This window comes from Streptomyces sp. NPDC006140, assembly GCF_040628815.1.
Classification (GTDB): Bacteria; Actinomycetota; Actinomycetes; order Streptomycetales; family Streptomycetaceae; genus Streptomyces.
Map to the genome: position 1 here is coordinate 1 of NZ_JBEXTS010000001.1, position 14,778 is coordinate 14,778.

A 14,778-nucleotide genomic window follows, 5' to 3' on the forward strand; every position below is an offset into this window, starting at 1 on the left:
CTCCCCTGGGGTGACCCGGTGGAGGAGAAGCACAAGTGGTACGAGGTCGGCCACTGGGTGAAGTCGTTCGTGTGGGACGGGCTGATCGTCGACGGTATCTGGGGCACGATCAAGGGTCTGGGCACGCTGGTCGGCTTCGGCGGCTGGGAGGCGATGGGCCAGGCGTGGAAGGGCCTGGCGCAGCTGGCGACCGGCCTGGTGATCACGGCGATTCCCGGGGCGCAGGCGTGGTTCTGGACGGCGTCGGACAAGGACATGCCGTCCTGGCTGCGTGATTCGCGCACGGCGATGAAGGAGACCGGCAAGGCGCTGGTGGCGTGGGACCAGTGGGGCAAGAACCCCGCCCGCGCCGCGGGTGCGGTCACCTTCAACGTGCTGACGACGGTCTTCACCGGCGGCGCGGGTGCGGCCGCCTCGGGTGCGGGCAAGGCGGGCGCGGTGGCGAAGGCGTTGTCGGTGGCGGGCAAGGCGGGCCGGGTGATCGACCCGATGACCTACATCGCCAAGGGCGCGGGCGCCGGTTTGTCGAAGATCGGCGACATCACCAAGGGCCTCAAGGGCGTCGGCAACATCGACATCCCCACGCTCCCCGACGGCTCGGTCCACCTCCCCGACGGCCACCAGCTGGCCCCGAACGGCAACCTCGTCTCGCCCAACGGCACGATCGACACGACACCGGTTCCCCAGGGCACGACTCCGACGGTTCCCCACGGCACCACTCCGACGGTCCCGCACGGCACCACCCCGACGCTTCCGGCCCACTGGACGACGCAGGGCGCCCAGACACCGTCGTACGCAGGGGTGGCCCAGAGCGTCGACGGAACCGCGCACACGGTGGACAACGCGGCCACCCCGGGGCACTACACCACGCCCCCCACGGCCCCGATCCACACCCCGGGCGGCGCCTTCGACCCGACACCCGCTCCGTCGGCGTACGACCACGCCCCGACGGGCGGCGCACCGTACGACCACACGCCGACGACCGGCTCTCCGTACGGCCATGCTCCGTCCGCGTCCCCGTACGGCCACGCGCCGTCGCCGGGCACGTACGATCACGCACCGGCCCCGTCGGCGTACGACCAGGCGCCTCCGCCCTCGGCGTACGACACGACGCCGACCGCCACACCGCACACGGGCGGCCACCCTGGTGCGGGGACCCCGTGGTACAGCCAGACCACGGGCGCCAACCCGGCGCACAACGTCCCGCCGGCCCCGCACACGGGCGGCCCCGACGTCCCCGGCAGTGGTGCTCACCCCGGCTCCCCGACGCCGTGGTACCACCAGACCACAAGCCCGGCGAACGACGTCCCGACCACGCCCCACCCGGGCGGCCACGACGTCCCCGGCACGGGCGGCCACGGCCCGGGCCACGAGATTCCCGGCGCCGGTCACGCCGACGACGCCTCGCACGGCGCGGGGCACGGGGACGACGCCTCGCACGGCGCCGGGCACGCGGACGACGCGGCGCATGCCGGTGACCACGCCGGCATCCACGGTGCCGCGGATGCCGCTGTGCATCACGGCACCGACGTTCCGGGACATCAGGGCGCGGATGTGCCGGGCAGTGGTGCCGATCAGCCGTTCGAATACAAGCCGCACATGTCGGCGGACGACTTCGACAACCTGGCCACCGACGCTGAGAAGCACGCGGCGGCCACGGCCGAACTCGCTCGCGGCACGAACCCCGCGCCCAGCGTCAGCAACGAGGCGGGGCTGGCGTACGGCAATGCCTACTGGAACAAGTTCCTGGACGACCTGCCCCCCGAGTCGTGGGAGGCGCTGCGGACGTACAGTGGCAACGAGTACACGCTGATCAACAAGCATTTGCGCTTCGGGAACGAACTGGACGACTCGCTCAAGCACGTCATCGACGAGATGGACAATGTCATGGGCGCTCGTCCTGTCCCCGAGGACGTCATGGTCGTGCGCGGCACAGGGGTCGACCACATCAGGATCGACGGCCAGCCGCTGAAGTCACCCCTTGAGATGGAGGGCGGCGTGTTCGACGACAAGGCGTTCACCTCCACGGCACTCGGAAAGACGCCGCCGCCCCCGTTCGACTCCCTGCCTGTGTGGATGCACTGGCGAGTGCCAAAGGGCACCCCCGCCCTCTGGATCGATCACCTCTCCAAGCATCCGGGGGAACGCGAGTTGCTCCTTGCCAAGGGCTCCGAGTACAAGGTGACGCGCGTCTTCCAGGACGCGATGGGCAAGTGGCACGTATACGGGGAGATTCTGCCGAGGCCCAAGCCGTAGCCTCGTGACCGATCACCCCGAGCGAGAGAAATGTGGACACGATGAGCAGTGAACGTCCGGTCAACCCGCGCTTCGCCGAGGACATGCACCTCAATCTGGTGTCGGGTCCGCCGCGCTACCGGAATCACACCGACAAGCCGGTGCGGTATTTCACTGTGGTCGACAAGGAGAACGGTGCAGTCCTCGGTTACGTGTGGGCCGGTGACGAGGACGACGCCGCCGCATGGGAACCGCGGCAGGCCGGCGGCCCTCGTGCGGTGAACGAGGGTGGCTTCTGGATCCGTCGGCTGCGCAGTGCCAAGGAGCGCGGGCTGCGTCCGTCCCAGGCCCTCGCTGAGTTGCTGGCCGACCCGGAGCCCGCCGGTAAGGGCCGTGGCCTCCCGGGTTCCCTCACTGACGCTCCGAACGCCGCTGCCGTCGAGGCCTTGGCGCAGGGTGAGTAGAGGAGAGCCGATCAACTCGCGCTTCGCGGAAGATCTGCGATTCAGGCAGGTCGCAGGCCCGGTGACTTACGGCATCACCACCGAAGGGCCTGTCGTGCACTTGAGCGTCACCGACAGCACAGGCACTGTCATCGGCTACGTGTGGGCGAACGACGAGGACGACGCGGCCGGCTGGGTCGTGCCGCCGGGGCTGTCGGCCAACGCGGTCAACGCCGGCGGCAGGTGGGTGCGGGCTCTGCGGGCGGGCAAGGCCCGGCAGCTCGCTCCCACGGTCCTCCTCGCCGAGCTGGCACGCGGCGCGAACGACGGTCGGCAGAGTCACGCGGTGCCGGGATCCCTCTGCGAAGCGCCTACGCTTGCCGCTCTCAAGGAGCAGGCCTCCGGTGACTGAACTCGACCCACTGCATGTGCCGCCGCGGATCACCGAACCACTGCGATGGGAAGAAGTCGACAGCCCGCCACGCTATGCCGGCACCACCGACAAGCCGGTGCAGTACGCACCTGTGGTGGACCGGAGCGGTGTGGTCCTCGGGTATGTGTGGGCGAGCGACGAGGACGATGCGGCCGGATGGCAGTATCGCCGGGCCGGCGGCGACGAGGCCTTCAATATGGGTGCCCTGTGGGCCACCGAGTTCCACGAAGCCAAGGAACAGGGCCTCACTCCCTCAGCCGCGCTGGCGAAGATGACGCGCGCCTACGGTCCAGAGGACCCCAGCCACATCGTTCCCGAATCCGTCAGGCAGGCTCCGAATCTGCAGGCACTCAAGGAACTGGCGGCAGAGAGCACGGAGAAACGTGGACTCATGAGCAGTGAACGCCCGATCAACCCGCGCTTCGCCGAGGACATGCACTTCAATTTCGTGTCGGGTCCGCCGCGCTACCGGAGCCACACCGACAAGCCGGTGCGGTATGTCACCGTGGCCGACAAGGTGAGCGGTGCAGTGCTCGGTTACGTGTGGGCCGGTGACGAGGACGACGCCGCTGCATGGGCACCCAGCCAAGCCGCCGGCGCCCGGGCTCTCGCCGATGGCGGTCACTGGCACGCCAGGCTGCAGGAAGCCAAGGAACGGGGCCTGTCCCCTTCGGCGGCTCTCTCGGAGATGCTGTCCGCCCCGGAGGGAAACCGGGGACGGGTACTGCCCGACTCCCTCGCCGTCGCCCCGAACGCCGCCACCGTCAAGGCCCTCGCCGCAGGTGACCAACCGACAGTCGGCTGACCCGCCTCCGAATGAGAAGTCACGAGACAACAGCATGACCAACCCCGTCCACTACATCACCGTCACCGCCCCCGACGGCGAGGTGATCGGATACGCCTGGGCAGCCGCGGACGGCGACGACGTCGAGTGGGTCAACCGGCGGGCGAGCAGCAGCAGTGCCTACGACGCGGGGACGCAGTGGTACGGCCGGGTGCGGGAGGCTCGCGAGCGTGGGCTCACGCCCCTCGGCGTGCTGCACCTGCTCAGCCATGAACCCGGAGTCGGCCCCGTCACCGAGGCCGCCGGTGCTGACGCCGTCGAGGAACTCGCCCGCGTCGTCACCCCGGCCGACGACCAGCGCCTCCTCGCCCAGCTCGACCGCGACGATGCCGAAGCGTGGCGGGAACTCGCCGACGCCTTCGACGCGCTCACGGACGACGACCGGGAGGTGGAGTGGGGCGGCGGGCAGAAGTCGCCGAGCGGTGCCATCCACGTGCCGTTCCCGAAGTACAGCGAGGGCGTGTTCCGGGCTGTCGACGCCCTCCAGCGCGTCGGTGCCGTCACGCCCGAGCACCGGTGGATGGACAACCCCATGCCCACGCTCCCCCCGGAGGGCGCGCTGCGGCCCGCCGACGCCGTACGGGCCGCCACCGCCGTGGTGCGCGGCGAGAAGTTCTGCGACGGGACCATCGACAACGCCCTCAAGACCGGCCTCCTGGACGCCGTCGCCGACTCCCTCCGCGCCTGGTACACCGATCCTCACGCCGCGCAGCACGCCGCTGAGCCGGACGTGCAGCGCGCCAGGCAGCCGACCGCGCAGTCCGCCACGCAGCCGGTCACCCAGCGGGCCGCGCAGTCCCCTGCCCCGGCCGGCGCACCGTCCGACCGCGGACCCGTCCCCCGCCTCCCGCATGCGGACCTCCCGGAACCCCCGGACCCGTCCCTCCCCATGTGCAGGTTCTGCGGAGGTTCTCCCGCCGCGGACGTCGCGTTCCGCGCGCACCGGGGCCTCCTCGTCGTCATGGGATTCCGCAGGACGGACGGTCCGATGTGCATGACCTGCGGGCTGGCCGTGTACCGCGCGCTGACCACCCACACGCTCGCCTGGGGCTGGTGGAGCCCCCTGTCCCTCTTCCTCTTCGCGCCGTTGACGCTGGTCCGCAACGTCCTGGCCGTCCGCAGGGTGAAGCGGCTCCCCGCGCCGGGGCCGGGCACGCTCGGTCCGCGCTACGACCCGGGCGTACCCGTGCGGCGACGGCCGCGGGCGTACATCGCGCTCATCCCCGTCCTGTGGGTGCTCTTCATGATCGTGACAGGGCTGTCGGGCGGTGTGTGAAGACGCGTGCGGGCAGCCGCACCCCGGTTGTGCGCGTGGCGCGTTCGTGTCTTATGTTGCGGAAGCGAAGCTAGGGGGGATCGCATGCCGCAAGGGCCGCAGGAGATGAGTCTCGCCGAGGTCGAGGCCGTCGCCCGCACCGCGCACGCCGGGCAGACGGACAAGGCCGGGCGGCCGTACGCCGAGCATCTGTCGGCCGTCGCCGCAGGCGTGCGCGCCCGGGGCGGGAGCGACGAACTGGTGGCCGCCGCCTGGCTGCACGACGCGCTGGAGGACGGCGTCCTCAGCGAGGAGTGGCTCGACGCGGCCGCCCTCACGCAGCACACCAAGGACGTCGTACGGGCCATGACCAAGCGGCCGGACGAGGAGCCGGAGGCGTACGCCCGCCGGATCCTGGACACCCCCGGCGCCCGGCTGGTCAAGGCGGCCGACCTCGCGCACAACGCCGACCCCCACCGCCTCGCCGCACTCGACGAGCACACCGCCCGGCGGCTCACCAGGAAGTACGCCGTCATGCGGAAGCGCCTGGGCCTGGCCCCGGACGACTGACCACGCATCAACAAGGCACAGGACGACTGAATGGCACGGGACTACGACAGCCAGCTGCTGGAGTCGGTGGCGGTGCGCCGGCGCCGGATGCGCGACGCGCTGCTGTTCGGCACGCAGCGCGCGCGACGGACGGCGGACGAGCGGTTCGGCAAGATGTTCGCGGGCATCGCGATCGCCGCCGTGCTGTGCGCCGGCTGCATCGGCTGGTCCTTCCTCCAGGCCACGCTGGCGAAGCAGAAGGCCGAGGAGAAGAAGCAGCAACAGCAGCAGGAGCAGCTGTACAACCCGACGCCGAGCGCCTCCGCGAGCGGCGCCGGTGGCAAGGGTGCGGAGAAACAGTGAACGGGGCGTGCACGGCCGGCGCGAGCGGATCGCAGCGCGGCCGTGGCCGAAAAAACGCGATGATAGGTTCCGGTGAGTGGTGAGCGCAGCAACGATGTCTCGGACCCAGCTGAGCCGGGTCACCCTGATCGGCGAGCGACGACGAGCCGACCTGGTCCTGCCGTCGGACACGCCGATCGGCCAATTGCTTCCGGACATACTCCAGTTGCTGGACGACCGGGCGGCCACCCGGCCGACCACCCGGCAGCTGATCACCTCCGACGGATCGGCGCTGCCCCATGACGCGACGCTGGCGTCGGCCGAGGTGCCCGACGGCGCCGTGCTCCGCCTCGTCCGGGCGCACGCCGCGCCGCCGGCGCCGGTCGTGCACGACGTCACCGACCAGGTCGCGGACGACCTCGACCTGAGGACCTGGCGCTGGCGCCCGGCCGCCCGCCGCGTCAGCGCCGGCGTGGCCACCGTGGTGTTCGCCGTGGCCGCGGCCGTCCTGGCCCGGCACGAGTTCTCCCTGGAGTCCGTCACCACCGGGCTCGCGGTCGTCACCGCCCTGTTCCTGATCGCCGGCGCGGCCATCGCCCGGATCGGCCAGGGCAACCAGGGCCTGGCCACCGCGCTGCTGCTCGCCGCCGGCGGGCTCGGCCTGCTGACCGCCTGGACCGCGGCCGACGCCTACGACTGGGGCGGGACGGCCCGGCTGGCCGGTATCGCCGCCGCGCTGGTGGTCACGCTCGTGCTGCTGGCCTACTGCTCGCCGCTCGGCAAGGGCGGGCTGATCGGGGCCGGGGCGATCGTCGTGGTCGCCCTGGTGTGGGAGGCCGTCGCCCTCCTCCAGGACCGGGCGGACCGGATCGGCGCCGTGATGGCCGTGTTCTCCATCATCCTGCTCGGGCTGCTGCCCCGGTTCGCGCTGATGGCCTCGGGGCTCACCGCCCTGGACGACAAGCGCTCCACGGGGACGTCCGTGAGCCGCCACCAGGTCGCCAACGCCCTCGCCGCCACCCACCGCGGGCTCGCCCTCGCCACCATCGTCACCGCGGCGTCCGCCGCCCTCGGCGGCTGGATGCTGACCACCGCGAAGGAGCCGACCGTCTGGACGGTGGGCCTCGCCTCGCTCGTGGCCGTCGTCCTGCTCTCCCGGGCCCGGGCCTTCCCCCTGGTCGCCGAGGTCGTGGCGCTGTTCGCGGCGGCCGCGCTGCTCGTCGTGCGCCTCGCGGTGCTGTGGCTGGACCACGCTGGGGGAGCCGGCGCGCTGGTACTGCTGGGGGCCGCGGCACTGCTGCCGCTGCTGGTCCTGGGCATCGAGCCGCCCGACCACATCCGGGTGCGGCTGCGCAGGTTCGCCGACCTGATCGAGTCCCTCGGCGTGATCGGGCTCTTCCCGCTCGCCATCGGGGCGTTCGGCATCTACGGGCAGCTGCTCAACAAGTTCTGAGGCTTCGAAGACCAGACGCCCACCCTGTCGCTCCCGGTGAACGACACGGCGGGACGTGGCAGGAGAGAAGGGCGACATGCCGAGCGGGGACAACTGGCAGAACGACGTGCTGCGCGATCTGCGGGGCGGCACGCCCCAGCAGCCGCAGCAGACGTCCCAGCAGCGGGACCGGCAGCAGGCGGCGGCACAGCAGTCGGCGGCTCAGCAGGCGACCCCCCAGCAGGGACAGGGGCCGGAGGCGCAGCAGGCGCACGCCGCCCAGCAGGGCGCGGCCGGTCAGCACGCCCAGGGACAGGCACAAGGACCCGGGCAGGGACAGGGGCCGGCACCGGCCTACGGCTACCCGCAGCAGTACCAGCAGCCCACGCCCGCCGAGCAGCAGCACGCGCAGCAGCAGACGCACCAGCAGGCGTACGCCGAGCAGTACGCCGCCGCGCAGCAGCAGGCCTATCCCGCGCAGGGACAGCAGCCGTACCCGGACGCGGCCTACGCCCAGCAGGCCTACGCGGAACAGCAGGCCTACGCGGATCAGCAGGCGTACGCCGAACAGCAGGCGTACGCGGAACAGCAGGCCTACGCCCGGCAGCAGGCGTACGCCGAGCAACAGGCGTACGCGGAGCAGCAACAGCACGCGCAACAGCACCAGCACGCCGAGCTGCAGGCCTACGCCGAACAGCAGCAGCACCAGCACGCCCAGCAGCAGGCCTACGCCGAGCAGCAGGCACAGGCCGCCCCGCAGGAGCAGCCCCAGCCCCAGCAGTACGCGCAGCCGGCCCCCGCGCCCCGCGCCCGCGCCTCCCGTTCCACCCCCGACACCCGCCCGGTCCTGGACCAGAAGCTCGCCGGGGCGGGCCGGGGACCCCGGCGGGGCGAGCCGTTCGCCGCGCGCGCCCTGAGGGCCGTACGCCGTACCGTCTCCTCCTCCGCGGCCCGTGAGGTGGCGGAGACCACCGCGACCGCCGAGATCCTCCAGCAGCCGGTCACCACCGGCCGCCAGATAGCGGTGACCTCGATCCGCGGCGGCTCGGGCAAGACCACGGTCGCCGCGCTGCTGACCGCCACCTACGCCCACTACCGCCAGGACCCGGTCCTGGCCGTCGAGGCCGACCCGGCGCTCGGGTCGCTGCCGCTGCGGCTCGGCGCGGAGAGCCTGCGCTGGACCACCGGCGATCTCGCCGACGTCGTCGAACCGCAGATGACGCTCCTCGACATCACCGGCTACCTCGTCCAACTGCCCGAGAACGCCTGGCTGCTGCCGGGCAGCCAGGGGCAGGTCGGGGCCATGCTCGACACCAAGGGCTACGAGCGGATCATGGTGGCGATGCGCCGCTACTTCGGCGTGACCGTCGCCGACTGCGAGACGCTGCCCGCCGAGGTCGCCCGCACCGCCCTGTCCGCCGCCCAGGCCCGGATCCTCACGGTCCCCGCGACGCTGGAGGGCATCGCCAGCACACACGCGGTCCTTCAGTGGATGCGCGGACTGCCCCGGGACATCACCACCTCCACCGTCGTCGTGCTCACCGAGACCGTGCCGCACACCGGCATCGACCTGGAGAAGGCGGCCGAGCAGCTGAAGGCGACGGGGGCGAGCGTGCGGGTCCTGCCCTACGACCGGCATCTGGCGGCCGGCGGCACGATCCGCACCGAGCTGCTCGCGCGGGACACCAGGGAGGCCGCCACCCGCCTGGCGGCGGAGGCCTTCCAGCTCTCCCACAAGCGCCGCTGACCCCTCCCGCACACGAAGGGAACCCAGGACCGACAGGACAGGTCAACCACGATGAGCACCCGACTGATCCACCGGCCGGCCCGGACCACGAGGCCCCCGGCCGCCCCCGAACCGCGCACCATCGAGGCGCCGCCCAACCTGCCCGACGGCAAGACGGGCTCGATCGCGACCTCGCTGCTGCCCGTCGCGGGCGTGATGTCCTCCGTCGTGATGATGACGGTCGTGCGCAACAGCCAGTTCGCGGGGCTGGGCGCGATCATCCTCCTCGTCACCGTCATCGGCTCGCTCGTCATGCTCTTCACCCAGCGCGGCAAGGCCCAGCGCACCCGCCGCACCCAGCGCGAGGCCTACCTCTCCTATCTGGAGGACCTGCGGGAGGAGCTGTCGAAGGAGGAGCGGGAGCGGCGCGAGAGCACCCAGGTGCTCAACCCGCCGCCGGACGCGCTGTACGACATCGTGCGCGACCCCGCCCGGCTGTGGGAGCGGCGCCGGCTCGACGCCGACTTCCTGCGGGTCCGCGTCGGCACCGGCGAGATGCCGGTGCGCGACCTGAAGGTGGCCCCGCCGGGATCCTCCGTGCTCACCCCGCCCGACGAGTTCATGCTGAACGAGGCCTCCGCCCTGGTCGCGCGCTTCGCCAACGGCACCGAACTCCCGCTCACCGTCCCGCTCGACCGCGTCGGCAACATCACCGTCATCGGGCAGCGTGAGGACACCCTCCGCGTCGCCCGCGCCCTGATCGCGCAGGCCGCCGCCACCCACGCCCCCGACGACGTGGCCATGGCGCTGGCCGTGCCCGGCGACCGGATCGGCGACTGGGAGTGGGCCAAGTGGCTGCCGCACCTGCTCGACACCGAGCAGTTCGACGGCCCCGTCGCCGCCCGCCGCATCGCGCCGTCCCTGCCCCAGCTGGCCCGGCAGATCGGCGGCGAGCTGCGCCGCCGCGCCTCCTACGCGGCCGAGGTCCGCCGCGGCCTGTCCGGCAAGGACGCCCTCGCCATGACCTCCCGGCTGCTCGTCCTCGCCGACGCGCACGGCGCCGACGCGGTGGACCTGCCGCGCCCCGACGACGCCGTGGGCCTGCGGGACATGAGCGTCACCGTGCTGCACCTGCTCGACCAGCGCGTGCAGGAGCCCGGCAGCGTGGGCGTGCGCATCACCGTCGACGGCGATCGCGTCGTCATCGAGGACCTGCGCGAGAAGGAGCCGATCAGCGCCCACGGCACCGTCGACGAGATCGGCGTCCCCTTCGCCGAGGGCCTCGCCCGGATGCTCGCCCCGCTGCGGCTGTCCGCGGAGTCGATGGTCGACGCCCCGCTCACCGGCCCGGTCGACTTCGCCCAGCTGCTCGGCATCGACGACGTGGCCGAACTCGACCTGCACCGGCTGTGGGCGCCGCGCGGCGAACGCGCCTTCCTGCGCGTGCCGATCGGCGTCAGCGACGCCAAGGAGCCCGTGCTCCTCGACCTGAAGGAGTCCTCCGAGCTGGGCATGGGCCCGCACGGCCTGTGCGTCGGCGCCACCGGCTCCGGCAAGTCGGAGCTGCTGCGCACCCTCGTCCTCGCCCTGGTCGCCACGCACCCGCCGGAGGACCTGGCCATGGTCCTCGTCGACTACAAGGGCGGCGCCACCTTCGCCCCGTTCGCGCACCTGCCGCACGTCGCCGGTGTCATCACCAACCTGGAGAACCAGGCCGGCCTCGTCGAGCGCGTCCACGCCTCCCTCGCCGGCGAGGTCAAGCGCCGCCAGCAGGTGCTCAAGGACGCGGGCAACGTCGCCGACATCGGTCACTACGCCGCGCTGCGCGCCGAGAAGCGCCCCGACCTGGAGCCGCTGCCGCACCTGTTCGTCGTCATCGACGAGTTCGGCGAACTCCTCACCGCCAAGCCGGACTTCATCGACCTGTTCCTGTCCATCGGCCGCATCGGCCGGTCCATCGGCGTGCACCTGCTGCTGTCCAGCCAGCGCATCGAGGCCGGCAAGCTCAAGGGCCTGGAGACGTACCTGTCGTACCGGCTGGGCCTGCGCACCTTCTCCCCGGACGAGTCCCGCACGGTCCTGGACACCACCGACGCCTTCCACCTGCCCCCGCTGCCCGGCTTCGGCTACCTCAAGGTCGACACCAGCCACTACGAGCGGTTCAAGGCCAGTTACGTCTCCGGCGCCTACCGCGGCCCCGTCCAGCACGAGGAGGAGGACACCGGGCCGCTCGCCCTGGAGTACCAGGCCTACAACACCCTCGGCCAGGGCGACTCGGAGGGGCCCGAGGAGCCGCAGATGCGGCGCCGGGAGACCGGCCCCACCGAGATGGGCGTGATGATCGACCAGCTGGAGCGGTCCGGGGCCCGCGCGGTGCGCCAGATCTGGCTGCCCCCGCTGCCCGCCGCCGTCCCGCTCGACAAGGTCGCCGGACCCGTGCAGGTGGGTCCGCGCGGCATGCAGCTCGCGGGGCGCCGCGGCCCGCTGCAGGTGCCGCTGGGCACGATCGACGACCCGACGAAGCAGTGGCAGGGCCAGTGGTACCTGGACCTGACGCTCGCCGGCGGCCACGCCGCGATCATCGGCGGCCCGCAGTCCGGCAAGACCACCCTGCTGCGCACCCTCGCCCTCTCCCTGGCGCTGACCCACACCCCGCAGGAAGTGGGCGTCTACGGCCTCGACCTGGTCGGCGGCGGCCTGCAGGCCCTGTCGGGGCTGCCGCACGTCGGCGGCATCGCCGGCCGGGCCGACCGGGAGCGCGCGGCCCGTACCATCGACTCGGTGCGCGCCATGCTCGACCAGCGCGAGGAACTGTTCCGGGTGCACGGCATCGACTCGCTGGAGCAACTGCGTACCCTGCGCGCCGCGGGCCGGGTGCCCGAGCTGGCCAGCACCGAGATCGTGCTGCTCATCGACGGGTTCGGCGCGCTCCGCGACGACTTCGAGGACCTGGACGAACCGGTCGTCGACATCCTCAAGCGGGGCAGCGGCTACGGCATCCATGTCGTCGCCGGCATGCTGCGCTGGAACGACGTGCGCATCGCCACCCAGTCCCAGTTCGGCACCCGCGTCGAACTGCGCCTGAACGACCCGAGCGAGTCCAGCATCGACCGCAAGCTCGGCGAGACCCTCTCGCCCGAGGAGAAGGGCCGCGTCCTCACCGACCGCAAGCTCTTCGCCCAGGTCGCCCTGCCCCGCACCGACGGCCTCGCCGACACCGCCGACCTCGGCGCGGTCCTGGAGACCACCGCCCGGCAGATCCGCGCCACCTGGACCGGCGAGGTCGCCCAGCCGGTGCGCGTGCTGCCGCACGTGCTGGAGGCGCACCAGCTGCCCGGCCCGGCCACCGAACCGCGCCGCGTCCCGGTCGGCCTGGACCAGACGCGGCTGGCCCCCGTCCCGCTCGACCTGTTCCACCACGACCAGCACCTGCTGATCATGGGCGACAGCGAGTGCGGCAAGACCAACCTGCTCAAGGTGATCGCCCGCGGCCTGATCGAGCGCTACGGCGACAAGGAGCTCGTCTTCGGCGTCTTCGACCCGCGCCGGGGCCTGCGCGGCGTCATCCCGGAGGAGTACCGGGGCGGCTACGCCTACAACACCAAGCTGTGCGCGGGCCTCGCCGCCGGCATCGCCTCCGAACTGGAGAAGCGGCTGCCCGACGAGAGCGCCGACGGCGCCGACCTGGAGCCGGGCAGCTTCTCCGGCCCGCGGATCGTGATCCTCGTCGACGACTACGACGTCCTCACCACGGCGGGTCAGCAGCCCCTCGCGCCCTTCGTGCCGTACATCCCCTCGGCCGTCGACATCGGACTGCACTTCGTCCTCACCCGCCGCGTCGCGGGCGCCTCCCGGGGCCTGTACGAGCCGCTGCTGCAGAGCCTGCGCGAGTCCGGCGCCTCGGCGCTGGTGATGTCGGGCGACCGCAGCGAGGGGCAGCTCTTCCCGGGCGTGTACGCCGGTCCGCAGCCGCCCGGCCGGGGCGTGCTGGTCCGCAGGGGCGAACCGAGCCGGCTCATCCAGACCGTCTACGAGGGGACGAGGTAAACGCGTGACGAAGGATGTCATCGCCCTCACGAAGAAGATGCCCGACCCGCTGAGCGTGCTCGCCGGCCTGCTCTCCGGCGGGCCGGACCTGCTGGCGGGCACCGAGGGCGAAGGAGCCGTGGTGCAGCTCTGCGACCAGCAGGGCCGCCCGCTCGTCTCCGTCGAAGCGCCGCTGCTCGTGCAGGTCAGGGGAGAGGCCGAGCGGCTGCTCGGCGCCCAGGAGCCGGAGGTGCCGTACTGGTGGACCGAGGCCCGGGCCACCACCGGCGTCCAGGAGGCCGAGGAACTCGCCGGGACGTTCGCCGCCCGCATCGCCACGCTGGTCGGCGGCACGGCCTGGCCGCCGCAGGCCGCCTGGTCGATGGCCGTGGTCAAGACGGACGGCATGACGGTGGCGCCGGCGCCGGCCGCCGCCCAGCCGGCCGTGGACGTGCTCACCGACAAGGTCGCCGTCGTCATCCAGGACCGTCCCGTGGTCGCGATGACGGCCTGGTTGTCGGACGCCTTCCGCGCCGCCGCCAACGCCGGCCTGGGACTCCAGATCGTCACCCCCGCGGGGACCCGTCTCTCCCCGGCGGTGCGGGGCAGCCTGCCGGGCTGGCCCTCCCGCTGGGTGGTGCAGGACGACCGGGACGGCTACTACGACGGCCTGTCCGGCGCGGTTCTCCAGTGGAGCAACGGCATGTTCGTGACGGTCGAGTCCCCGCACGCGACCCCGGACGACCCGCGCACCCCCGTCGCCGCCTCCTTCCAGGAGGGCATCCAGGACACGGGCGAACGCCAGCTCGCGATCTCCTTCCGCACCGTCCACCCGGCCGACGACCGGCTCGTCCTCGGCGGTGCCGTGGAAGCCGTCTGGCGGGACGTCACCGGGGAGCCGCCGGCGGGCTGGGGCACCGAGGAGCCGGCCAACCTGCCCTGGTCGCTGCGGCAGTTGACCGACGTCGCCCACGAGCGGGCGCCCGAGCCGACCTGGCTGGTGGTCGTCGGCACGCCGGAGCGGCCGGGCCTGGCGACGGTGCGCGTCACCCGGACGAAGGGCGGCGTGGAGGAGGACGTGACGCTGGCCTTCGGCTACGGACCGGGGGAGCGGATCCCGACGGACGCCGTGGCCGCCGCCGCCGAGAGCCTCGCCACCCGGCACGACCTCCAGTCGATGCTGGTCCAGATCCGCCGGGCCCGCCGCGACCTGTCCGTCCCGGCCCGCTTCGAAGGCCCCGGCGTGCCCTTCGCGTTCGTGCTGGGCGCCGAGGAGGTCCGCCAGATGCCGGGCGACCGGGCCCGCCGCACACCGCTGCCCGAGGCGCCGCGGGAACTGGGCCCGAAGACCCGCCCGGCCCTGTACTACCCGTTCCGGGGCGACCCGTCGGACCTGTCGGGCTGGCAGGACTTCGAGCGCCTGATGAGGCACCTGAAGGGCGAGTAGCCGCCGCCTCAGGACAGCCGCAGGGCCCGCACTCGACGAGTGCGGG

The 14,778-nt window shown here is 72.6% G+C and carries 11 protein-coding genes; all 11 read left to right on the top strand.

The window, feature by feature from the left end; all coding sequences use genetic code 11:
- The coding region (locus ABZ386_RS00005; protein ID WP_358962650.1) for an ADP-ribosyltransferase at window positions 1-2,256 on the top strand (2,256 nt) is incomplete at its 5' end.
- A 41-nt stretch (window positions 2,257-2,297) separates the two neighbouring features.
- Window positions 2,298-2,699 carry a hypothetical protein gene (locus ABZ386_RS00010; RefSeq protein ID WP_198678155.1) on the top strand — a complete coding sequence of 134 codons (402 nt, stop codon included), beginning with the start codon at window positions 2,298-2,300 and terminating at the stop codon, window positions 2,697-2,699.
- Window positions 2,700-2,760: 61 nt separating this feature from the next.
- Window positions 2,761-3,090, top strand: a complete 330-nt coding sequence (locus ABZ386_RS00015; protein WP_351346054.1) for a hypothetical protein — start codon at window positions 2,761-2,763, stop codon at window positions 3,088-3,090.
- The gene (locus ABZ386_RS00020) at window positions 3,083-3,916 is read left to right on the top strand and encodes a hypothetical protein (RefSeq protein WP_358962653.1); all 834 of its coding nucleotides are present in this window, start codon (window positions 3,083-3,085) and stop codon (window positions 3,914-3,916) included. Before ABZ386_RS00015 ends, ABZ386_RS00020 begins: the two co-directional genes overlap by 8 nt.
- A gap of 34 nt (window positions 3,917-3,950) precedes the next feature.
- Window positions 3,951-5,231 (top strand): DUF6508 domain-containing protein, encoded by a 1,281-nt coding sequence (locus ABZ386_RS00025; RefSeq protein WP_351346060.1) that lies wholly within the window; start codon window positions 3,951-3,953, stop codon window positions 5,229-5,231.
- A gap of 84 nt (window positions 5,232-5,315) precedes the next feature.
- Window positions 5,316-5,780 (top strand): HD domain-containing protein, encoded by a 465-nt coding sequence (locus tag ABZ386_RS00030; protein ID WP_114252497.1) that lies wholly within the window; start codon window positions 5,316-5,318, stop codon window positions 5,778-5,780.
- A gap of 30 nt (window positions 5,781-5,810) precedes the next feature.
- A complete protein-coding gene (locus ABZ386_RS00035) occupies window positions 5,811-6,122 on the top strand; it encodes a hypothetical protein (RefSeq protein ID WP_351346066.1) in 312 nt (103 codons plus the stop codon).
- A gap of 94 nt (window positions 6,123-6,216) precedes the next feature.
- On the top strand, window positions 6,217-7,554 hold the full coding sequence (gene eccD, locus ABZ386_RS00040; RefSeq protein WP_351346069.1) for a type VII secretion integral membrane protein EccD: 1,338 nt from the start codon (window positions 6,217-6,219) through the stop codon (window positions 7,552-7,554).
- 55 nt (window positions 7,555-7,609) lie between these two features.
- Window positions 7,610-9,280 carry a MinD/ParA family protein gene (locus ABZ386_RS00045; RefSeq protein ID WP_358962656.1) on the top strand — a complete coding sequence of 557 codons (1,671 nt, stop codon included), beginning with the start codon at window positions 7,610-7,612 and terminating at the stop codon, window positions 9,278-9,280.
- Window positions 9,281-9,331: 51 nt separating this feature from the next.
- Window positions 9,332-13,306, top strand: coding sequence for a type VII secretion protein EccCa (gene eccCa, locus ABZ386_RS00050; RefSeq protein WP_358962659.1), 3,975 nt, complete (start codon window positions 9,332-9,334; stop codon window positions 13,304-13,306).
- 4 nt (window positions 13,307-13,310) lie between these two features.
- Window positions 13,311-14,732, top strand: a complete 1,422-nt coding sequence (locus ABZ386_RS00055) for a DUF6177 family protein (RefSeq protein ID WP_358962662.1) — start codon at window positions 13,311-13,313, stop codon at window positions 14,730-14,732.
- Window positions 14,733-14,778 lie beyond the last annotated feature (46 nt).